17 protein-coding genes and 1 pseudogene are annotated in these 20545 nt (G+C 75.1%); 8 read left to right on the forward strand and 10 right to left on the reverse strand.

What is annotated here, in order from left to right:
- The gene (locus ABZ495_RS03210; RefSeq protein ID WP_359802238.1) at positions 1–1278 is read left to right on the forward strand and encodes a hypothetical protein; all 1278 of its coding nucleotides are present in this window, start codon (positions 1–3) and stop codon (positions 1276–1278) included.
- Complete coding sequence (locus tag ABZ495_RS03215) at positions 1275–1877, forward strand: hypothetical protein (RefSeq protein ID WP_359834215.1); 603 nt, start codon at positions 1275–1277, stop codon at positions 1875–1877. Before ABZ495_RS03210 ends, ABZ495_RS03215 begins: the two co-directional genes overlap by 4 nt.
- A gap of 292 nt (positions 1878–2169) precedes the next feature.
- Here ABZ495_RS03215 and ABZ495_RS03220 read toward each other — a convergent pair whose 3' ends face one another.
- Positions 2170–3072 (reverse strand): pentapeptide repeat-containing protein, encoded by a 903-nt coding sequence (locus tag ABZ495_RS03220; RefSeq protein WP_359802242.1) that lies wholly within the window; start codon positions 3070–3072, stop codon positions 2170–2172.
- A 287-nt stretch (positions 3073–3359) separates the two neighbouring features.
- Between ABZ495_RS03220 and ABZ495_RS03225 the strand changes: the two genes are divergently transcribed.
- The gene (locus tag ABZ495_RS03225; protein ID WP_359834217.1) at positions 3360–4994 is read left to right on the forward strand and encodes a DUF2079 domain-containing protein; all 1635 of its coding nucleotides are present in this window, start codon (positions 3360–3362) and stop codon (positions 4992–4994) included.
- Between the two features lie 171 nt (positions 4995–5165).
- Complete coding sequence (locus ABZ495_RS03230) at positions 5166–5513, forward strand: contact-dependent growth inhibition system immunity protein (RefSeq protein WP_359834379.1); 348 nt, start codon at positions 5166–5168, stop codon at positions 5511–5513.
- Positions 5514–5619: 106 nt separating this feature from the next.
- On the opposite strand, the gene ABZ495_RS03235 is transcribed toward ABZ495_RS03230, so the two are convergent.
- Both ABZ495_RS03235 and ABZ495_RS03240 read right to left on the reverse strand, forming a co-directional pair.
- Entirely contained in the window at positions 5620–6441 is an 822-nt protein-coding gene (locus ABZ495_RS03235) for an SGNH/GDSL hydrolase family protein (protein WP_359834219.1), read from the reverse strand.
- 694 nt (positions 6442–7135) lie between these two features.
- Positions 7136–7486 (reverse strand): annotated as a pseudogene (locus ABZ495_RS03240) (helix-turn-helix domain-containing protein); the annotation flags it as partial.
- Between the two features lie 96 nt (positions 7487–7582).
- On the opposite strand from ABZ495_RS03240, the gene ABZ495_RS03245 reads away from it, so the two are divergent.
- A complete protein-coding gene (locus tag ABZ495_RS03245; RefSeq protein WP_359834221.1) occupies positions 7583–8797 on the forward strand; it encodes a pyridoxal phosphate-dependent aminotransferase in 1215 nt (404 codons plus the stop codon).
- Between the two features lie 136 nt (positions 8798–8933).
- Positions 8934–9266 carry a YnfA family protein gene (locus ABZ495_RS03250; protein WP_359802249.1) on the forward strand — a complete coding sequence of 111 codons (333 nt, stop codon included), beginning with the start codon at positions 8934–8936 and terminating at the stop codon, positions 9264–9266.
- A 61-nt stretch (positions 9267–9327) separates the two neighbouring features.
- On the opposite strand, the gene ABZ495_RS03255 is transcribed toward ABZ495_RS03250, so the two are convergent.
- A complete protein-coding gene (locus tag ABZ495_RS03255; RefSeq protein WP_359834223.1) occupies positions 9328–10419 on the reverse strand; it encodes a substrate-binding domain-containing protein in 1092 nt (363 codons plus the stop codon).
- Between the two features lie 265 nt (positions 10420–10684).
- On the opposite strand from ABZ495_RS03255, the gene ABZ495_RS03260 reads away from it, so the two are divergent.
- Complete coding sequence (locus ABZ495_RS03260; RefSeq protein WP_359802253.1) at positions 10685–11170, forward strand: peroxiredoxin; 486 nt, start codon at positions 10685–10687, stop codon at positions 11168–11170.
- Positions 11171–11328: 158 nt separating this feature from the next.
- Here ABZ495_RS03260 and ABZ495_RS03265 read toward each other — a convergent pair whose 3' ends face one another.
- From ABZ495_RS03265 to ABZ495_RS03280, 4 genes are all read right to left on the reverse strand, one after another.
- Positions 11329–12996 carry a metallophosphoesterase family protein gene (locus tag ABZ495_RS03265; RefSeq protein WP_329487100.1) on the reverse strand — a complete coding sequence of 556 codons (1668 nt, stop codon included), beginning with the start codon at positions 12994–12996 and terminating at the stop codon, positions 11329–11331.
- A gap of 283 nt (positions 12997–13279) precedes the next feature.
- Complete coding sequence (locus tag ABZ495_RS03270; RefSeq protein WP_329487101.1) at positions 13280–13543, reverse strand: hypothetical protein; 264 nt, start codon at positions 13541–13543, stop codon at positions 13280–13282.
- A gap of 126 nt (positions 13544–13669) precedes the next feature.
- Entirely contained in the window at positions 13670–14080 is a 411-nt protein-coding gene (locus ABZ495_RS03275; protein WP_329487102.1) for a (2Fe-2S) ferredoxin domain-containing protein, read from the reverse strand.
- Positions 14081–14084: 4 nt separating this feature from the next.
- On the reverse strand, positions 14085–16058 hold the full coding sequence (locus tag ABZ495_RS03280) for a heavy metal translocating P-type ATPase (RefSeq protein WP_359834225.1): 1974 nt from the start codon (positions 16056–16058) through the stop codon (positions 14085–14087).
- Between the two features lie 89 nt (positions 16059–16147).
- Here ABZ495_RS03280 and ABZ495_RS03285 point away from each other — a divergent pair, with 89 nt between their 5' ends.
- Positions 16148–16498, forward strand: a complete 351-nt coding sequence (locus tag ABZ495_RS03285) for a metalloregulator ArsR/SmtB family transcription factor (protein ID WP_329487104.1) — start codon at positions 16148–16150, stop codon at positions 16496–16498.
- Positions 16499–16521: 23 nt separating this feature from the next.
- Here the strand turns inward: ABZ495_RS03285 and ABZ495_RS03290 are convergent, their stop codons facing one another.
- The gene (locus ABZ495_RS03290; protein ID WP_359834227.1) at positions 16522–18528 is read right to left on the reverse strand and encodes a protein kinase; all 2007 of its coding nucleotides are present in this window, start codon (positions 18526–18528) and stop codon (positions 16522–16524) included.
- A gap of 336 nt (positions 18529–18864) precedes the next feature.
- Positions 18865–20520, reverse strand: coding sequence for an FAD-binding dehydrogenase (locus ABZ495_RS03295; RefSeq protein WP_329487106.1), 1656 nt, complete (start codon positions 20518–20520; stop codon positions 18865–18867).
- Positions 20521–20545 lie beyond the last annotated feature (25 nt).

A 20545-nucleotide genomic window follows, 5' to 3' on the forward strand; every position in this document is an offset into this window, starting at 1 on the left:
GTGCTGCTGCGCACCGTCCTCCGCACCTCCGCCGGACTGCGGGCACTGCCGTTCCTGGTCGGATTCCTGCTCGTCGCGCTCGGCGACGAGATCACCGACTGGGTCACCCCCGGCTACGGCCTCTCCGCCACCGGACACGCGAGCATCGCGCTGCCGTTCGCCGGCGCGGCCTGCGCGGCCGCCGGGGCCTGGGAGGGCGGCCGACTGCACCGGGGGCGGGTCTTCGACCGCTCACCGGTCCGGTCGCCGCTGGCGATCACGGCGCCCGTCCTGCTCCCGGTGGTGGTGATGGGCGGACTCGGCATGGCCGCGGCCGTCGGCGCCGCCGCGGTCGCCGGCGGCACGGCGGCCGGCACGCCGCAGCCCGGCCTGTTCGCCGCCTGGGCCGGGCTGCTGCTCGCCAACACCCTGGTCGGCTCGATCGTCGGGCAGGTCCTGGTACCGGTGGTCGCGGTGCCGCTGGCCCTGGTCAGCAGCTTCGTGCTGAACGCCTACCCGGCCTCGTCCACCACCTACTGGTTGCGGCACCTGGTCGGCGGCGGGCTCTCCGACTGCTGCGCCGTGGACCAGGTCCTCGACCAGAAGGCCGTGCTCAGCGCCCTGGCGTTCTCGGGCGCGGTGTGCGCGGCGGCCGTCCTGGTGATCCGGTACCGCGGCGCGCCGGCCGCGCTCGCCGTCGCGCTGGCGGTGACGGCCGGCGGGATCACGCTCGCCACCCACCTCGCCCGGGGGCTCGGACCCGAGCCCGTACTGGACCGGCCCGGCACCGCACTGGTCTGCGACCACGGCCGGCCGCGGATCTGCCTCTGGCCGGAGCTGGGCACCGCCCGTGCGGACCTGGTCCGCACGGAGGCCCGACGGGTCGTCACCACCCTGGCCGAGCGGGGAGTCCCGGTACCCGCGACGCTCACCATGGCGGCCCGGCCGGGGCCGGGCGAGGCCAAGCTGGGCGTCCCGACCACGGCCCGCGCGCAGGACGTGGCACCCGGCGTGGTCGGCGGGCTGCTCCCCCGCACCCCGGACTGCGCCCGGGCGGGCGCCCCCTACCCGGCCGCCGCGGCCGCCGGACCGGTGGCCGCGTGGCTCACCGCCGAGGCCGCCCCGGACGGAGCGGCGCCCGCCGCCCGGGGTCGGTTCGGCGCGGAGGACGCCGCGCTCGCCGGGCACCTGCTGCGGCTCCCCCGGGAAGCCCAACTCGACTGGTACCGGGCGGCCACCGAGGCCCTGCGCCACTGCGACACCCCGGCACCCGCACTGCCCCCGGGCGGTGACCGGTGATCTGGTGGTGCAAGGCACGCGCGGTACCCGCCGTCGTCGCCGCCCTGGCCGGGACGTTCGCGGTGGGCCTGCTCATCGGCGACGGCGAACTGCCGGTGCCCGCACTGCACGGGCATGCGGGCCACTTCCTGGTGGGGCACATCATCACGCTGCTGCCCGCCGCGTTCCTGCTGCACGGCCTCGGCCGGGGCGACCTGCGGACGGAGGCCGTCGCCGGACGCTTCCTGCGGGGGCTGGACACCGCACTCGCCCTGGCCGTCGCGACGGCGGGCGCGGCGCTGGGCCTGCTCACCCACGCGGCCGGCCAGGACGACCTCGCCCTCGTCCTCGCCCGCAACATCGCCGGCTACCTCGGTTCGGCGCTGCTGCTGCACCCGCTGATCGGTCACCGCCCGGCCGCCGCCGCGATCGCCGCCGTCCCGCTGCTCTGCGCGGCGGCCGGCTGGCACCCCGACGGCCGCCCCCAACCCTGGGCCTGGCCCCTCCACCCCGCCGCATCCACCCAGGCGCTCACCGCCGTCACCCTCACCCTCCTGGCCGGCACCACCTGCGCCCTCCTGCGCCCCCGCCCCCTGACAGACCAGAACGTCCTGACCTGACACCCCGCGCAAGAAATCGGCCCGTCCGACTTCCTGCGCAGTACTGACCAGGAATCCCGCCCTCCGGCCGTCCACGTCCGTGCGTGGGAAGTCGACCCACTCGACTTCCCACGCACCACCGATCAGAGCGAAGCACCCGCACTCGGAGCCGCGACGAAACACGCCCGCCGCGACGATCCGGCTCCGGTACCGGCACCCGCACCGGGCCCCTGAATCAGGATCCCGTGCGCAGCCGGTCGGCCCGCTCGACGTTCCGTGCCCGCGCCCGCGCCCGTCGCCCCCCGGCTGGCCGTCAGCGGCGGCGGGGGCGGCTGCCGGGGCTGCCGGGGCGGGGCTTGCGCGGGGAGCGGCGGTCGGCGGCCGCCGGGGTGGTGGCCGTGGCGGGCCAGTGGGTGGGGCGGGCGAGGGCGGGGGGCAGCTTGGTGGCGGCGTCCCCGCGGGCCGCGTTGAGCTGGGCCTGGGTGAGGAAGAGCGCATCGGTGAGGTCGGCGCCGGCCAGGTTGGCGTCCCGCAGGTCCGCGCCGATCAGGTCGGCGGTCCGCAGGTCCGCGCCCGAGAGGTCGGCCGCGACGAGCAGCGCCCCGCGCAGGTTGGCGCCCCGCAGGTCGGCGCCGCGCAGGCGGGCACCGAAGAGGTCCGCGCCCCGGTGCTCCTTGCGGCGCGGGACGGCGGCCCGGACCAGCTCGCTCGCCTTCAGCAGCAGCTCGCTCACCTCCTGGCGGTGGGCGGGCACGTCCACCGCCAGGATCTCCGCCGGGGTGCCGGCCGCGAGCCGGTCGGTCTCCGCGAGCGCCCGGCGCAGCTCGGCACGGAGAGGGCGGGCGGGCTCGTAGGAGAGCGCCTCGGTGAGGTACCAGAGCAGTTCGTGCAGCTGCCGCACCACCGGGAACACGTCGGTCATCCGCCGGGTGTCCTCCGGTGCCTCGCGCCAGCTCCGGCCGCCGAAGGTGACCTGGGAGACCCGCTGACCGGCCCCGAAACAGTCGTAGACCGTGCAGCCCTGAAAACCGCGGTCGCGCAGCTGGGCGTGGATGCCGCAACCGAAGTCGGTCCGCAGGTTGCGGCACGGGGTGCCGGCCGCCTTGGCGACGGCGAAGTCGGCGCCGGCCGCGAACGGCAGCGCGACGCAGCACAGCCCGAAACAGCTCCCGCAGTCGGACAGCAGGCTGATCGGGGCGGGCGTGGGCTCGGTCACTGTGCTGGTGTTCCTCCGTACGGCCGCGCCCGGGCGGTCCGGGTCCGCGGGGCGGCAGGGGCGGCCAGGGGCTGCCGGGCCTGCCGGGGGCTCGCGCGCAGTGCGCGGGGCCCGTCGTAGAGCGTACCGACACCGGCGCCGGGGCCGGGGCGGCCCGGGAACCGGGGGGCGGTGAGCGGCAGTCCGTTAGTGTGGTCGGCCGGTGTCGGTTCGGGATCTGTACGAAGGTCCGTACGAATCGGGGGCACCGCAGGCACCGGAGCAACCGAACAGTGGAGGAATCAGGCATGTCCCGGCACGACGTCACGCCGTACCCGGACACCGAGAGCGAGGACGCCCGCACCGCGGGCGACCCCGCCCCCGCGAAGGCGGCGGCGGCCCTGCGCCTCCCGCCCCGCGCCCGTACCGCCGCCCTCACCCTGCTCTGCTTCGCCGTCTGCCTGGCGATCGGTGCCCAGCAGTGGACCACCGCCCAGCTGGGCGGCTTCGACCTCGGCATCTTCGACCAGGGCGTGCGCGGCTACGCGCACTTCGGTCTGCCGGTGTCGTCGCTGAAGAGCTTCCACCACGAGTTCCCGCCGGACTTCTCGCTCCTCGGCGACCACTTCTCCCCCGTGATCGCGCTGCTGTCGCCGCTGTACTGGCTCTGGGACGACCCGCGCTCGCTGCTCGTGGGCCAGGCACTGCTGTTCGCCACCGGGGTCCCGCTGGTCCGCCGGGTCGCCGACCGCTGCTTCGCGGACGCCGACCCGCGCACCGCCCGCCGCGCCGCCGACCTGGCGGGCCTCGCCTACGGGCTGGGCTGGCCGCTGCTGGTGGCCTCGCGCGGCGGCTTCCACGAGGTCGCCTTCGCCGTCCCGCTCACCCTGCTGATGCTGGAGCGCGGGCTGGCCCGCCGCTACGGCACGGCGGCGCTGGCCGGTCTGCTGCTCTGCTGCACCAAGGAGGACCTGGGGCTGGCGGTCGGCGCGTACGGGCTGGTGCTGCTGCTGCGGGCCCGCCGGGACGAGGACCGCGACCGGCGCCGGCGGACCCTCCGCTGGGGCACCGGCTTCCTGCTCGGCGGACCGCTCGCCTCGGTGGTGGCGATCGCCTGGCTGGTACCGGCGATGGGCGGGGTGCCCGGCTACTACTGGAACTACGGCTCGCTGGGGACGGACGCCGGCAACGCCGCCTCCAGCGTGCTCGCGGACCCGACGCTGCTGGTGTCGGCCGCCTTCGACGCCCCGCTGAAGCCGCTGCTGCTGCTCTGGATCTTCGGCACCCTGTTCCTTCTGCCGCTGCGCTCCGCCACGGTGCTCTGCGCCCTGCCGCTGCTGGCGGAGCGGGTGCTCTCCAGCAACCCCAACCACTGGTCGATCGCCCGGCACTACGACGCGTTCCTCTGGCCGGTCCTGCTGGTCGCGGCACTGGAGGTGCTGGGCCGCCGGCACGACCGCGTGCGCACCCGCCGCCTCGGGGTGGCGGCGGCCGCCGTGACGATCGCGGCCGCGTTGCCGCTCGGGGCGGCCGGCCTGTTCGTCCCCACCTACTGGCAGGCGAAGCCGAGCGAGGCGGCGCTGATCCGGGGCGCCGAGCGGATCCCGGACGGCGTCACGGTCGAGGCCGACAACCAGGCCGCCCCCCGGCTGACCGCCCGCACCGACGTGGTGCTGGTGGACGGCACCCCGCGCGGGCGCGAGTACGTGCTGATCCGCGCCGACAAGCGCGCGTTCCCGTTCAAGACCGACCGCGAGCAGGCGGCCCGGATCGAGCTGCTGCTGGCACACGGCTACCGGCAGGTCTGGTCCGAGGACGGCGTGGTGCTGCTGCACCGGGAGAGCTCCGAGCCGGTCCCCGGCGAGCACGTGCCCGGCCCGGGCAGCACGGGGTACCAGGACGAGGTGCCGTCGGACGTCGGCCACAACCTCTTCCGGGGCTGACCGGGTTCCGGGGCCGACCGGGCCGACCCCAGGAGGCCGCGGCGGCCCCGCCTGCGGTCGTCCGGTGAACCGGGACCCCTCCCCGGCGGACCTCGAACCCGACCGCGACCCGACCGCGAACCCGACCGCGAGAGCGGCCGTGGGCCGGACCTCCCGGTCGGCGCGACCCGGCTGGTGGCGACCGCGCACGCCCCGCGGCGCAAGCCGGTCGGCGAGCTGACCGTCGAGGACCTGCGTCTGCTGATCCGGCAGGACGTGGGCCTGCCGCACCTCCTGCCACGGGCGCTGGACGTCCTGCGGGACGACCCGATGGTGGCGGGCGACCTCTACGAGGGCGACCTGCTCCACGCCGTGCTCACCAGGAGTCCGGGCGTCTGGAGCCGTCAGCCCGCACTCGGGCACCGGCTCCGGCGGATCCTCGCGGAATCGGTCGGGCCGCCCCCACCGCTCCGTCGGGAGGCCGAGCGGTTCCCGGCCCGGTCGGTGCCCGGCGAGCCGGGAACCGCTCAGCCCTCGTAGCGCGACCGCTCCGCACGCTCCGGCGCCCGGCCGCCACCCGGGCGGCGGCCGGGCCACGGCCGGTGCGGCGACGGCCGCCCCGGGTGCCCGGGCACCCGGGAAACGCTCAGCCCTCGTACGGCAGCAGCTCCGCGCGCTTCGGCGGGCGGCCGTCGCCCGAGGAGCGGCCGGTGAGGCGGCGGCCGATCCAGGGGCCGAGGTGTGTCCGGGCCCAGCGGGCGTCGGCGGCCAGCTTCTCCGCCCGGCCTGGCAGGGCGGCGGCCGGCAGCGGGGCGCGCCAGTCGAAGGCGGCGGGGCGGCCGAGCGCCTCCAGGACGGCCTCGGCGACCCGGCGGTGGCCCTCGGGGCCGAGGTGCAGGCGGTCCTCGGCCCAGAGGCGGCGGTCGTCGAAGCACGGGGCGGAGAAGAGGTCGACCACCGCGATCCCCCGGTCCTGGCCGAGCTCGTGCACGAAGGCCTTCATCCGCAGGATCGCCGGGAGCAGCCGGGTGCTGCCCGCCATCCGGCGGGTGGGGTCGGTACTGGTGAACAGCACCACGGTGGCGCCGGTGGCGCGCAGCGCGGTGGCGGAGCGGCCGAGCAGGTCCTCGACCTGGGCGATGTCGCAGCGCGGCCGCAGCACGTCGTTGAGGCCGCCGGCCAGGGTGACGAGGTCGGCGCGCATCGCGGCGGCGGTGGCCAGTTGCTCGTCGTGGATCTGGCCGATCAGCTTGCCCCGGACGGCGAGGTTGGCGTACCGGAAGGCGCCGGCCGGCTGCTCGGCGGCGAGCCGGTCGGCGACCCGGTCGGCCCAGCCCCGGTAGTGGCCGTCGGGGAGCAGGTCGTCGCACATGCCCTCGGTGAAGGAGTCCCCGACGGCGACGTAACTGGTGTACCCGGTGGGCTCGGTGGGCGCGCCGGGCGCGCTCTTCTCCATTGTGTTCTCCATGGCCCGACGATCGTACGCGCACCTCCACCGGCTGCCGGGGACACCCCCGGCACCGCGCAAGCCCGACAGCCGGACCGGGGCAACGGACCGGACCGGCCCGAATCAACGGTGGCGGCAACCGAACGCCGACCGGCCGTTTATCGGCCGGCGCCAGAGTGGGTCGGGCCGGGAGGGGACGCCCGGCAGGCACCGCCCGCCGAGGAGGGCACCCGGAGCGCAGGACCGGCCGCAGCCCGTGCACCACAGCGGCCGCACTCGTCCGGGTCACCCGACCGCCGGCGCGGAGCGACGACCAGCAACGGGGGAGCTGGTCGCCGGAGCCGTCACGGATCCGCCGCCGGTACGGAGGGGTTCGCGCAGCTCTCGCGGAGAGCTGCGCGAGCCCGGTCCGTGACCGGGCTCCGCCGGACCGGGAGGTCGGCCGGCAGCCACGCGTCGTCGGGGATCCGGTATCCGGTCGCGTACCCGCCCTCCTCCGTCAGCGGCCGGCGGAAGCCGTCAGCGCGGGCGTCGACGGGCTTGAGGGGCGAAGGCGCCGTCCACGCGAGGTGCGCCGGGACGGCACCCGCGGATCGCCTCCCGCGGCACCCTAGCCCGCCACCACCGCGCCGTCCGCCGACAGTTCGCGCCCGCCGTCCGGTCCGGCCACCCCGCCGGCCGCCTCCGCGCCACCCGCGCCGTCCGCACCCGTGACCCAGTGCTCCCGCACCGCGTCCGTCGGCCGCTGCTCGCCGAGCAGGTCGAGGCCCCAGGCACCCAGGGCGTCGACCACCCGGCGCAGCGTCGCGCCCCGCTCGGTGAGCTCGTACACGGTGGCGTTGGCCGGCCGTTCCAGCCGCCGGCGCAGCACCAGGCCCTCGCCCTCCAGCTGCTTGAGCCGGGCGGCGAGGATGTCGGTGGAGACGCCGGGCAGGTCGGCGTGCAGGTCGGTGTAGCGGCGCGGGCCGGCGAGGAGTTCACGGACGATCAGGAGACTCCAGCGCTCCCCCACCGCGTCCAGGGCGCGGGCGACGGCGCAGTACTGGTCGTAGCTTCGGCGTGACATGTGGATCAGCATAGCCAAAAGGTTGGACTTTCCAAGTGCTTACTTGGTAGAACAAAGCGAGCAGAACGTGCGGGTTGACCGGTCGGGAGGCCTCAGATGGAGTTTCGGCAGTCCAGCAAGCTGACGGGTGTGTGCTACGAGATCCGGGGCCCGGTGGTCGACCAGGCCAATGCGCTGGAGGCGGCCGGGCACAGTGTGCTGCGTCTGAACACCGGCAACCCGGCGCCGTTCGGCTTCGAGGCGCCGGAGGAGATCCTCCAGGACATCATCCGCAACCTGCCCAACGCCCACGGCTACAGCGACTCGCGCGGCATCCTGCCGGCCCGTCGCGCGGTGGTGCAGTACTACCAGCAGCGCGGCGTCGCCGGAGTGACCGTCAACGACGTCTACCTCGGCAACGGCGTCTCCGAGCTGATCCAGATGGCCGTCACGGCCCTGGTCGACGACGGCGACGAGGTGCTCGTCCCGATGCCCGACTACCCGCTCTGGACGGCCGTGGTCCGGCTGGCCGGCGGCAAGGCCGTCCACTACGCCTGCGACGAGCAGGCGGACTGGTACCCGGACCTCGACGACATCGCGGCCAAGATCACCCACCGCACCAAGGCCATCGTCGTCATCAACCCCAACAACCCGACCGGCGCGGTCTATCCGAAGGAACTGCTGGAGGGCATCCTCGACCTCGCCCGCCGGCACCAGCTGATGGTGCTGGCCGACGAGATCTACGACAAGATCCTCTACGACGGCACCGAGCACCACTGCCTGGCCGCACTCGCCGAGGACGTGCTGACGCTCACCTTCAACGGCCTCTCCAAGTCCTACCGGGTGGCCGGCTTCCGCAGCGGCTGGCTGGTCGTCTCCGGGCCCAAGCAGCACGCCACCGACTACCTGGAGGGCCTCACCATGCTCTCCGGCATGCGGCTCTGCCCCAACGTCCCGGCCCAGTACGCCGTCCAGGCCGCGCTCGGCGGCCACCAGTCCATCAACGACCTCGTCCTGCCCGCCGGCCGGCTCACCGAGCAGCGCGACGTCGCGTACAAGGCGCTGAACGAGATCCCCGGCGTCAGCTGTGTGAAGCCCAAGGGCGCGCTGTACGCGTTCGCCCGGCTGGACCCGGCGGTGCACCGGATCGTCGACGACGAGCGGTTCGTCCTGGACCTGCTGCTCCGCGAGAAGATCCACGTCGTCCAGGGCACCGGCTTCAACTGGCCGCGCCCGGACCACTTCCGCTTCGTCACCCTCCCCCGGGCCGACGACCTGGAGACCGCGATCAACCGGATCGGCCGCTTCCTCGCCACCTACCGGCAGACCTGACGCCCCGGTCGCCGGCAGGCCTGACGCCCCGGTCGCCGGCAGGCCTGACGCCCCGGTCGCCGGCGGCCCGGGAGCCCCCGCGCCCCCGGCGACGCGGGCACGGCCCCGCCCGCCGCGGCTCGTAGGCTTGGCGACCATGACGGTCCTGCGCTCCGCCGCCCTGTTCGCCCTCGCCGCCCTCGCCGAGATCGGCGGCTGCTGGCTGATCTGGCAGAGCGTGCGGGAGGAGCGGCCGTGGTGGCTGGCCGGCCTCGGGGTGGTGGTGCTCGGCGGGTACGGCTTCGTCGCCGCGCTCCAGCCGGACAGCGACTTCGGCCGGGTGCTGGCCGCGTACGGCGGCGTCTTCGTGGCCGGCTCGCTGCTCTGGGGCATGGCGGTGGACGGCTTCCGGCCCACCCGCTACGACGTGGCCGGGGCGCTGGTCTGCCTGGCCGGGGTCGCCGTGATCATGTACGGCCCCCGGCGCTGAGCGGCGGCGCTGCCGCACAGCACCGGGGCGGGCGGACGCCGGCGGACGCCGGCACCCCCGCCTACTTGACGCCGGCCGCCGCGCAGGCGTCCGCGAACGGCGCGGTGCAGATGTCGGCCGCCTTGTACAGGCCGCCGCCGACCACCGTGGCCTGCACCTTCGCCTTGGTCACCACGATCGGGGTGAGCAGCAGCGAGGGGATCCGCTGTCCGCCGCTGTCGACCCCCGCGTTGGCCGCCGCGTTGATGTCCATCCCCTTCAGGAGCTGGACGGCGATGCTCCCGGCGGCGTCCGCCTCGGGCTTGTACGGCTTGTAGACGGTGAAGGACTGCTCGCCGGTCAGCACCCGGCGCACCGCGTCGATGGAGGCGTCCTGGCCGCCGACCGGGACGTTCTTGATCCCGGCCGCCTTGAGCGCCTCGATGACGGACGCGGCCATGCCGTCGTTGGCCGCGTACACGGCCTGGAAACCGTCCTTGCCGAGGGCCTGGATGGCCTCGTTGGTCTTCGCCAGGGCCACCTCCGGCTTCCACTCGCCGGACTGCTCGTAGCCGATCTTCTTGACCCGGCCGTCGAGCGACCGGTGCGCGCCGGCCTTGAACATCGCCGCGTTGGGGTCGGACTCGGCGCCGTTGATCATCACGACCGTGGCGGCGGCGGCCTTCGGGCCGAGCGCGTCGAGCAGGGCCTGGCCCTGGATCTCGCCGGTGCGCTGGTTGTCGAAGGACACGTAGGCGGCGACCTTGCCCTCCGCCAGCCGGTCGTAGGCGACGACCTTCACGCCCTTGGCGGCGGCGGCCTCCACCCAGGGGGCGGTGGCCTTGGCGTTCACCGGGTCGAGCAGGACGACCTTGACGCCCTTGGCCAGCAGGTCGTCGAACTGCCGCTTCTGGACGGTCTCGTCGCCGTCGGCGTTGGCGTAGTCGACGACGCAGCCGGTGCAGAGGGACTCCACCGTGGCCTCGATCAGCGGCTTGTCGAAGGCCTCGTACCGGGTCGAGGAGGTCTTCTCGGGCAGCAGCAGCCCGATGGTCTTGCCGGCGACGCCGTCCGAGTGCGGTGCCGCTCCGTCGCTCTGGCCGCAGGCTGCGAGGGCGAGGGCCAGCGCGAGCGTGGCCGTGCCCGCGCCCGCGCGACGGGTCGTTCTGTTCATGGTGGGTGCTGCCTCCTGACTGCGCCGCGGCTTTGCGGCAGAGGTCGGAGTCAAGCCGTGCTCGGCGATTCCGTCAATAACTGAAGGGAAACTCGATACCTTGCTGCTCGATTCGTTATGAAGTGAAGATCCGTCGGATATTCCCGCACGACAGTCGCGAAGCCTTCGCAGACCAGCGTCAACTCTTCAACATCACGAGCCCGGCCGCCACCCGGGCATAGGGTGGGCGGCGACCCCACCGCCCACCCGTGAGGACCGCACAGCGATGGCCAAACCCCCCGAAATCGGCTCCCTCGCCCCCGAGTTCACCCTGCCCGGCCTGCTGTTCGACGAGCAGGCCGGCACCGCCGAACGCCGCGAGTACCGCCTCGCCGAAGCCAAGGGCGCCCCGCTGCTCCTGGTCTTCTACCCCGGCGACGACACCGCGGTCTGCACCAAGCAGCTCTGCTCGTACAGCTCCGACCTGGACCGCTTCCGCGGCCTGGGCGCCACCGTGTGGGGCATCAGCCCGCAGGGGCTGGACAGCCACGAGCAGTTCGCCCGCAAGCACCGCCTGGGCTTCCCGCTGCTCGCCGACCCGGACCGGACCGTCGTCCGCGCCTACGGCATCGCGGTGCCCGGGCTCGGGCTGCGCCGCTCGGTGTTCGTCCTGGACGGCGACGGCACGGTCCGCTGGAAGCACGTCGCGCTCGCCGGGCTGACCTTCCAGCACAGCGACACCCTCGCGGCGCAACTGGCCGCACTCGGCTAGACCGGCCCGCCGGCGGGCGGCGGGGAGCCCGGGCGGCGCACGCGGCAGTCCCCGGGCCGGGCCGGACACGCCGGTGGCCCGGCCGGGAGTTCCCGACCGGGCCACCGGGCCCCGTGGGGCTGGTAGTCCGTCCCGCGCGCCCGGGGGCGCGGGACGGACTACCAGCCCCAGCCGCCGCCCTCGCCGTCGTCGTCGGTGGTGCCGTCCCAGCCCTCGCCGACCTTGCGCAGGATCGTGTAGTGGTCGACCTGCGTGCCGTTCTCGGCGAGCGCGGTGACCTTCATCGACGACTTCTGCCCCAGGTGCGCCGGGGTGACGTCGACCTTGATGAACGAGTAGCCGGTGTAGCGGACCCGCGACCACTCGACCTTCTCGGTCACCTTCACCCCGCCCTTGGCGAAGTGGTAGGTGTCCACCGAGTCCAGCCGGTTCTCGTGGCCCTCGTAGGTGTCCGGGGCGTCGAAGCTGTACAGGCTGCGGCCGGCCGCGCCCGCCGTCACGTACACCACGCCGTCGGTGGCCGGCTCGACGGTGGCGCCGCTCGGCACCGCCTTGGAGACCTTGTTGCCGAGGATCGCGTCGGTGCGCTCGTAGACGTGGTTGTGACCGTTGATCACCAGGTCCACCCGATACTTCTCGAACAGCGGCACCCACGCCTCGCGCACCCCGCCCTCGGAGGCGTGCTGGTGGGTGGTGGAGAAGGCGCAGTGGTGGAAGAAGACCACGACGAAGTCGACGGTCTCGTCGTTGCGGAGGTCCTTCAGGGTGCGCTGCAGCCACGCGGTCTGCTTGCCCGCCGAGATGCCCAGGTTGGCCGGGATCTCGTAGGAGACGTCGTTGGCGTCCAGCGAGATGACGCCGACGTTCTTGTAGCGGAAGCTGTAGACGCCGGGGACGGTCCGCGGGTCCGGGCCGTTGTCCGGCAGGAAGAAGCGGTTGTTCTCGCCGCCGTACCCGTGGTGCGAGTACCAGGCCTCCATGTCGTGGTTGCCGTAGGAGACCATCCACGGGACCTTCGAGGCGACCGTCTCGGTCTGGACCAGGAAGTCGTCCCAGGTGCGGGCGTTGTACACCGACTTGTCGGCGTCCTGGCCGGAGCCGGCCGGGTCGGCGTAGCAGATGTCGCCGGCGTGCAGGTGGAAGGCCGGGTTCTGGGCCAGGATCACGTGGTCGTTGCCGGCCGCGTGCGCGCTGACGCCCTGGTCACCGAAGGCGGTGAAGGTGAACGGCTCGTACACCTTGCCCCAGCGGTGGTCGCGCGAGGGCGCGGTGCGGAAGGTGCTCAGGGTGGAGATCGCCTGCTGCGAGGCCGGGTCGAAGCCCTGGTGGCCGACGCCGTAGTAGTACGTGGTGTCGGGCTGGAGGTCCTCCAGTGCGACGTGCAGGTAGTACTGGTCCACCGGCTGGCCGGTCGGGGTCAGCGCGGGGGTGTGCAGGGCGCGCACCTCGGCCTGGACCTTGTGGCCGAGGTCCCACGGGTTCCTGCCGTAGCGCAGGAACGGCTTCTTCACCGGGGCCGGGACCTGCCAGGAGACCCGGAACTGGGTGTCCGGCTCGGGGCCGAACGCGAGGTGACGGCCGATCGGGGCGACGAGCGAGCCGTCGACGCCGTCGGCCGTGCCGCCGGTCAGCAGCTGCGGGGAGGCCGGCGCGGCCGTCGCGACACCGCTGCCCAGCGAACCGCCCACGGCCAGGGCGCCGACGCCGACGGCACCGGCGGTCAGCATCCGGCGGCGGGAGAAACGGGCCCGCAGGTACTCGTGCTGCTCGGCCATGCTCATGCGGTCGGCGAGCTTCGCGGGCACGCCCATGTGGGGGATATCCATGGGCGGGACTCTTCCAGCGCAGCGTTGACCGCACACCTACAGGCGGTGAACGCACCCCGGCGTGCCGGTCAGTCGAACGCCAATGTTCGACCATGTCTCGGCAAAGTCGCCCCGGGCGGCCGGAGGCCGCCGGATCATCCGGCCCGGCCCGGGTCCTGATCCCCCGGGTCCTGATCCCCCGTCGCCGGCTCCGCCGTACCGGCCGGGGCGCACGCGGACCGGCCGGGGCCCTGCGCTACCGGCCGGGGCCCCGGCAGACGAAGGGCTCCGCCGGCCGACGGCCTCAGCGCGGCGGCGGGGCGATCTCGTCCCAGGTGGAGGGGGCGCGGTTGCCGGTGCCGTCGCACGTCCGGCAGACCTCGTCGCGGTAGGCGTGCTTGGCGCCGGCCGCGTCGACCCGGTAGCGGACGTAGACACCGGTGCCGTCGCAGAGGAAGCAGTTGCCACCACCGCCGCCGACCTCGGTGGTGCCGGTGCCCTGGCAGGTGCGGCAGCTGAGACCGGCGGTGCGGCCGGTGCCCGCGCAGATGCGGCAGACCGTGGTCACGTCGTGATTCCTCCCAAGCCGGGGCGCCCGGTAAATGGTAGTGCCCCGGCCCGCCGGACGGACCGCCCCGGAGCCGGGCACCCGCACCGGGCCCGGTGCGGGCCGCCGGACCGGGCTCCCGGCGCCTCAGCCCGGGAGGCCGTCGCGGATCCGGCGGGAGACGGTGACCTGCTGGAGGTCGAGCAGCCCCGGCGGCTCGGCCAGGCCCGGGCCGCCGGCGTGCACCCACTCGGCTATCTCCTCGACCATGTCGTCCGCCAGCACCCAGCCCAGCCAGACCGGGCGGCCGCCGGCCGCGCGGCCCTCGCTGGACGGGCCGACCACCACGACGTTGGAGTGCGCGCACGCGTCCAGGCACTTGACCGCGCGGACCTTGCCCGCTCCACCGACGGCCTCGCGCAACCGCTCGTACTGGCCCGCGTGGTCGACGCCCGGGTGCTTCTCCTGGGTGCCGCAGCAGCAGCCCCGGCAGACGGTGACGGTCACCGGGGCCGCGGGCCCCTTCCCGCCACCGCGCTCGCGGTCTCGACGGCTCATCGGCTCAGCGCTCCTCGTGGTTCCCGGCCCCGGCGCCCGGGGCTTCCTGGTGGAGGGCCCGCAGCCACGCCCGTTCGCGCAGCAGCCGCAGGCCGTTGAGGCCGACGATCACGGTGGAGCCCTCGTGCCCGGCGACACCGAGCGGCAGTGGCAGCGTACCGGCCAGGTCCCAGACCACCAGGACGGTGATGAACGCCCCGGCGATCGCCAGGTTCTGCACGACCAGCCGGCGGGCCCGCCGGGAGAGCGCCACCACGGCCGCCACCGCGGTCAGTTCGTCGCGCACCACCACCGCGTCCGCGGTCTCCAGGGCGAGGTCGGACCCGGCCCGGCCCATCGCGACGCCGCTGTGCGCGGCGGCCAGCGCGGGGGCGTCGTTGACGCCGTCCCCGACCATCAGCACCCGGTGCCCGCCGACGGCCAGTTCGCGGACCGCCGCCACCTTGTCCTGGGGCAACAGCGCGCCCCGGACGTCGGTCAGACCGACCTCCCGGGCGAGGTGCTCGGCGGCGAGCCGGTTGTCGCCGGTGAGCAGCACCGGTGGGCGGCCGGTGAGCGCGGCCAGGCCCCGGACGGCGGCCGCGGCCTGCTCGCGCGGGCGGTCGGCGAGGCCGAGCACGCCGACCGGCTCCCCGTCGCGCAGCACCAGGACGGCGGTGCGGCCGGCCGCCTCCAGCTCGGCGACCGCGGGGTGCCCGCGGTACGGACCGGGGGCGCCCACCGCGACCACCGCGCCGCCGACCACGGCCCGCACGCCGATCCCCGGGGTGGCGGTGAAGTCGGTGGCCGCGGGCGGCACCAGGCCGCGCTCGCGGGCGGCGGCGACCACCGCCCGGGCCAGCGGGTGCTCGCTGGGGTGCTCGGCGGCGGCCGCGAGGGAGAGCAGCTCGGCCTCGGTGACGCCCAGCGGGCGCAGCTCGACGACCTTCGGCGTGCCCTCGGTGAGGGTGCCGGTCTTGTCCAGGGCGACGGTGTCCACCTGGCCGAGCCGCTCCATCACCACGGCGGACTTGACCAGCACGCCGTGCCGGCCGGCGTTGGCGATGGCGGAGAGCAGCGGCGGCATGGTGGCCAGTACCACGGCGCACGGCGAGGCGACGATCATGAACGTCATGGCGCGCAGCAGGGTGGCGGTCAGCTCCGCGCCGAGGGCGAGCGGGACGGCGAAGAGCAGCAGGGTGGCGGCCACCAGAGCGGCGGCGTAGCGCTGTTCGACCTTCTCGACGAAGAGCTGGGTGGGCGCCTTGGTCTCGGAGGCCTCCTGCACCATGGCGACGATCCGGGCGATCACGGAGTCGGCGGCGTCCCGTTCGACCCGGATCCGCAGGGCGCCGCCGCCGTTGAGGGTGCCCGCGTACACCTCGTCGCCGGCGGACCGGGCGGCGGGCAGCGGTTCGCCGGTGATGGTGGCCTGGTCGACCTCGCTGCTGCCGTCGAGGACCCGGCCGTCGGCGCCGATCCGCTCGCCGGGGCGGACCAGCACGGTGTCGCCGACGGCGAGTGCGGCGGTGGGGACGGTCTCCTCCCGGCCGTCGGCGGTGAGCCGGCAGGCCGTGGCGGGGGCGAGGTCGAGCAGGCCCCGGACGGAGTCGGCGGTGCGGGCGGTGGCCAGCGCCTCCAGGGCGCCGCTGGTCGCGAAGATCACGATCAGCAGGGCGCCGTCCAGCGGCTGGCCGATGGCCGCGGCGCCGAGGGCGGCGACCACCATCAGCAGGTCGACGTCCAGGGTCCGCTCGCGCAGCGCCCGCAGCCCGGCCAGGGCGGGTTCCCAGCCGCCGGCCAGGTACGCGGCCGCGTACAGCGCCCCGGACGCCCACCCGGGGCCGTCGAGCAACCGCACGGCGAGGGCGGCCAGGAAGGCCGCGGTGGCGGCGGCCGCCCAGCGGGCCTCGGGCAGCGCGAGCACCCGGGTGCGGCGCGGGGGCGCCGTCGCGGGGGCGGTGGGGACCGGCGGTCGGGTGAGCACGGTGGCGGACATGTCCGCCACGATACAGGAACATATGAACACACTTTCATTCGTTCCTGCGTGCCGGGCCCCGCCTGAGCCCCGCCCCGTAGGATGCCCCCATGGGACACGCAGCCGCCGAGAACGCCGTGCCGCAGATGCGCCTGGACGCGTCGAACGCGGCCAAGGTGGCGAACACCCTCCAGGCCCTGGCCACCCCCTCCCGCCTGCTGATACTCGCCCAGCTGCGGGAGGGCCCGCGGGCCGCCACCGAACTCGCCGACGCCGTCGGCATGGAGCAGTCCGCCTGCTCCCACCAGCTCCGCCTGCTGCGCAACCTCGGCCTGGTCGTCGGCGAGCGCCGCGGCCGCTCGGTGGTCTACTCCCTCCACGACGACCACGTCGCCGCACTCCTCGACCACGCCGTCTACCACGTCGACCACCTGCGCCTCGGCGTCACCGACGACCGGTAGGGCTCACTCCGGAGCCCCGCGGCTCAGGGCATCCGCCACTGCTGGTAGGCGTTGCCCGGCGTGCAGGCCGTCATGGTGGCCTGCCTGCCCGCGCCGTTGTCGGTCAGACAGGTCGACCCCATGTAGTCCTTGAGGTAGTAGACGCCCTGGGCGCCCGCGCCGACCACCGACCAGTTGGCCATGAAGCTGAACCCCGGTGAGAGCAGCACCTTCTGACTCGACGTGTTGGAGAAGTCGGTGTCCTGGACGAGGGCCGGCCCGCTCAGGCCGCACGCGTGGATCTCGTACCAGCCGCCCGGGTTCGGGTCCGAGCGCACCCAGCCGTAGGCGGTCGTCCCGCCCACCACGACGGCGCCGCCCGGCGACGGGCCGGCGGCGGCCAGGCCGAGCTTCTGGCCGTCGGCCACGTTGACGATGTCGCCCCACCGGCTGCCGCCGCACCCCGCGGGCACGGTCGGCGCCGACGGCTTGGACTCCGGCGGCTTGGGAGCCTCGGGGCTGGGCGCCGGCTGGTTCGGCGCGGGCGCCGACGGAGCGGGCTGGTTGGGTGCGGGGGCCTGCGGCGCGGGCTGGTTCGGCGCGGGAGCCGCCCCACCGCCCCCACCGCTGCCGCCCGTCTTCGGCGAGGTGCCGCCCGACCCACCGGAGGACCCGCCAGCCGACCCGGTACCGCCCGACCCGGTACCGCCCGACCCCGTACCGGCCGACCCCGTGCCGCCGCCCGGCTTCGGTGCCGCGCCCGGTGCCGGGACCTCCGGCGCGCCGCCGGCGGGCGGCACGGGCGCTCCGCCGGCCTCGGGCTCCGCGGCCGGTGGAGCGCCCGGCGTGGGCTCCGCGCCCGGCGCCGGCGTGGCCGGGAGCTCTCCGGTCGGCGAGGCGGTCGCCGCCGGGCTGTCGGTGAGCGGGCCGGCGGACACCGACACCGCCGGCTGCGCACCGGGCTGTTGCGTCTGCGTCTGCGTGTGGAACGGGCCCCGCTCCACCAGCACGACCGTGGCCGCGCCACCGGTGATGACCACCGGAATGATGACGGGCACCAGGAGGCGGCGCCACCGGCGGCCCGCACCGGGCTCGGCGCCGGTCCGGCGTGCCACCCGGGCGACCTCGGCCGCCGGGGCGCCGGCCACCGGAGTCCCGGGCACGGCGGGCGGGACCGGGCGCACCACCGCGGCGACCGGCGCCGACCTGTCGCCGACCGCCTCCCGTGCCGCGGCCGCCATCGCGGCCGCGTCGGCGAACCGGTCCCCCGGCTGCTTGGCCAGCGCCCGGGCGACGAACTCCCGCACGGCCGGCGCGAACTCACCGGGCAGCTCCGGCGCCGGCTGCTGGACGTGCTTGAGCGCCACCTCGACCACGCTCTCGCCGGTGAACGGCGGCGTGCCGGTCAGCAGTTCGTAGCAGACCACACCGAGCGAGTAGAGGTCCGAGGCCGGGGTGACTCCGCCGCCGCCGGCCTGCTCCGGGGCCATGTACAGGGCGGTGCCGACCACCACGTTGGTCGCCGTGAGCGTGGTGCTCACCAGCGCCCGCGCGATGCCGAAGTCCGTCACCGTCACCCGGCCGTCGTCCCCCAGCATCAGGTTGGACGGCTTGACGTCCCGGTGCACGATCTCCTGCTGGTGGGCGGCGTGCAGCGCGTCGAGCGCCCTGGCGAGCAGGCTCAGCGCCCGCTCGGGCGGCATCGGGCCGTCCTCGGCGAGGGCCTTGTCCAGCGGCCGCCCCTCGACGAGCTCCATCACGATGTAGGCGATCCGCTCGCCCTCGGCTCCGTGGCCGGCGTCGCCGCCCTGCTCCCCGTAGTCGTGGACCTCCACGATGCCCGGGTGGCTGATCGCCGCGAGCAGTTGGGCCTCGCGCCGGAACCGCGACGCGAACGTCCCCTCCTCCAGCAGTCCCGCGTGCAGGACCTTGACGGCGACCTGCCGCTCCAGCACCCGGTCGTCGGCGCGCCAGACGGCGCCCATGCCGCCGCCACCGATCCACTCGGTCAGCGCGTACCGACCTCCGAGTACGGTCCCCCGACCATTCATGCCCCGCCCCTTCGCAGTGCCCCGCCCCAACGGGTCGTCACCAACACGGCCTGTGCTGCCACCACTCTCCCCCGCCCGCCGCGCCACCGGTACCGGTCGGACCCGGCCGTTCGGGCCGCGGCGAGCATCAGACGCTACCGGGCAGGGTCGGCACGGCCCCGCCCGGGGCCGGGTGGTGGCCGCCGAACGGCCGTCGAACGGCCGGTGACGGGCGCGTGGGTGCGGGCACCCGGGACCGACCGGTGCAGCCCGGATCCACGCCGGCCGCAGCACGCTCCCGGGCCGACTCGACGGCGGTCCTGGCACGTTGAGGTGCGACGGACCCGCTTCCGCCCGTTACGCCGTCGCGGCCGCCGCCGCCCGGCCCGCCGTGCGGCCGGAGAAGAGGCAGCCCCCGAGGAAGGTCCCCTCCAGCGAGCGGTAGCCGTGCACCCCGCCGCCGCCGAAGCCGGCGGCCTCGCCGGCCGCGTACACGCCCTCCAGCACCTCGCCGCCGGGCCGCAGCACCCGGGCGGAGAGGTCGGTCTCCAGCCCGCCGAGCGACTTGCGGGTCAGGATGCTCAGCCGGACGGCGATCAGCGGGGCGGCCGCCGGGTCGAGGATGCGGTGCGGAGCGGCCGTGCGGATCAGCTTGTCGCCCAGGTAGCGGCGGGCGCCGTGGATGGCGGTGACCTGGAGGTCCTTGGCGAACGGGTTGGCGAGCTGCCGGTCCCGGGCCTCGACGGTGCGGCGCAGCTCGTCCGGGTCGATCAGCGCCTCGCGCGTGCGGGCGTTCATGCCGCGGGCGAGGTCCGCCAGGTTGCCGGCGACCACGAAGTCGGGTCCGTGCCGCAGATGGGCGCGGACCGGGCCTGGGGCGCCGGGCAGCGCGCGGCCGAGCACGCCGCGCACCGAGCGGCCGGTGAGGTCGGGGTTCTGCTCGGAGCCGGAGAGGGTGAACTCCTTCTCGATGATCTTCTGGCTGAGCACGAACCAGGTGTGGTCGTGCCCGGTGGTCCGGAGGTGTTCGAGGGTGCCGAGGGTGTCGAAGCCGGGGAAGAGCGGGACGGGCAGCCGGCGGCCGCGGGCGTCCAGCCAGAGCGAGGACGGGCCGGGCAGGATGCGGATGCCGTGCCGGGCCCAGATCGGGTCCCAGTTCTCGATGCCCTCGGTGTAGTGCCACATCCGGTCGCCGTTGATCAGGTTGCCGCCCGCCTCGCCGGTGATGCCGAGCATCAGGCCGTCGACGTGGGCGGGGACGCCGGAGAGCATCCGCTCGGGCGGGGTGCCGAGCCGGGCGGGCCAGGCCTTGCGGACCAGGTCGTGGTTGCCGCCGATGCCGCCGGAGGTGACGATCACGGCCTGCGCGCGGAGTTCGAACTGGCCGGCGACCTCGCGCGAACTGGCTTCGCCGCGCGCCGCGTTGCTGGGCACCAGCACCTCGCCGGCGACGGTGTCGGTGACCCCGGCGTGCGCGGAGAGGCCGGTGACGCGGTGGCGGAACCGCAGGTCGACCAGGCCGCGTTCGGCGGCGGCCCGGACCCGGCGGACGAAGGGTTCGAGCAGGCCGGGACCGGTGCCCCAGGTGATGTGGAAGCGGGGGACGGAGTTGCCGGGTCCGTCGGCCAGCAGCCCGCCGCGCTCGGCCCAGCCGACGACCGGGAAGAACCGCACGCCCTGGGCGCGCAGCCAGGCCCGCTTCTCCCCCGCCGCGAAGTCGACGTAGGCCTCGGCCCAGCGGCGCGGCCAGGCGTCCTCGGCGCGGTCGAAGCCGGCGGTGCCCTGCCAGTCCTGGAGGGCGAGCGCGTGCGAGTCGCGGATCCGCATCCGGCGCTGCTCGGGCGAGTCGACCAGGAAGAGACCGCCGAAGGACCAGTGCGCCTGCCCGCCGAAGGAGGCCGCGGGCTCCTGGTCGAGCAGGATCACCCGCCGTCCGGCGTCGGCGAGTTCGGCGGTCGCGGCGAGGCCCGCGAGACCGGCTCCGATGACGATGACATCGGCGTCCAGGGCCATGCGCTCTCCTCCATCAGTGGTCCGG

Origin of the sequence: Kitasatospora sp. NPDC005748 (assembly GCF_040630735.1) — a bacterium.
Lineage (GTDB): Bacteria > Actinomycetota > Actinomycetes > Streptomycetales > Streptomycetaceae > Kitasatospora.

What these genes read in the sequence shown, in the direction of transcription:
- ABZ495_RS03225 (WP_359834217.1), top strand. Translation starts at nt 3,360, where the DNA reads ATGTCCCGGCACGACGTCACGCCGTACCCGGACACCGAGAGCGAGGAC.
- ABZ495_RS03235 (WP_359834219.1), bottom strand. Translation starts at nt 6,441, where the DNA reads ATGGAGAACACAATGGAGAAGAGCGCGCCCGGCGCGCCCACCGAGCCC.
- ABZ495_RS03245 (WP_359834221.1), top strand. Translation starts at nt 7,583, where the DNA reads ATGGAGTTTCGGCAGTCCAGCAAGCTGACGGGTGTGTGCTACGAGATC.
- ABZ495_RS03250 (WP_359802249.1), top strand. Translation starts at nt 8,934, where the DNA reads ATGACGGTCCTGCGCTCCGCCGCCCTGTTCGCCCTCGCCGCCCTCGCC.
- ABZ495_RS03255 (WP_359834223.1), bottom strand. Translation starts at nt 10,419, where the DNA reads ATGAACAGAACGACCCGTCGCGCGGGCGCGGGCACGGCCACGCTCGCG.
- ABZ495_RS03260 (WP_359802253.1), top strand. Translation starts at nt 10,685, where the DNA reads ATGGCCAAACCCCCCGAAATCGGCTCCCTCGCCCCCGAGTTCACCCTG.
- ABZ495_RS03265 (WP_329487100.1), bottom strand. Translation starts at nt 12,996, where the DNA reads ATGGATATCCCCCACATGGGCGTGCCCGCGAAGCTCGCCGACCGCATG.
- ABZ495_RS03275 (WP_329487102.1), bottom strand. Translation starts at nt 14,080, where the DNA reads ATGAGCCGTCGAGACCGCGAGCGCGGTGGCGGGAAGGGGCCCGCGGCC.
- ABZ495_RS03280 (WP_359834225.1), bottom strand. Translation starts at nt 16,058, where the DNA reads ATGTCCGCCACCGTGCTCACCCGACCGCCGGTCCCCACCGCCCCCGCG.
- ABZ495_RS03285 (WP_329487104.1), top strand. Translation starts at nt 16,148, where the DNA reads ATGGGACACGCAGCCGCCGAGAACGCCGTGCCGCAGATGCGCCTGGAC.
- ABZ495_RS03290 (WP_359834227.1), bottom strand. Translation starts at nt 18,528, where the DNA reads ATGAATGGTCGGGGGACCGTACTCGGAGGTCGGTACGCGCTGACCGAG.
- ABZ495_RS03295 (WP_329487106.1), bottom strand. Translation starts at nt 20,520, where the DNA reads ATGGCCCTGGACGCCGATGTCATCGTCATCGGAGCCGGTCTCGCGGGC.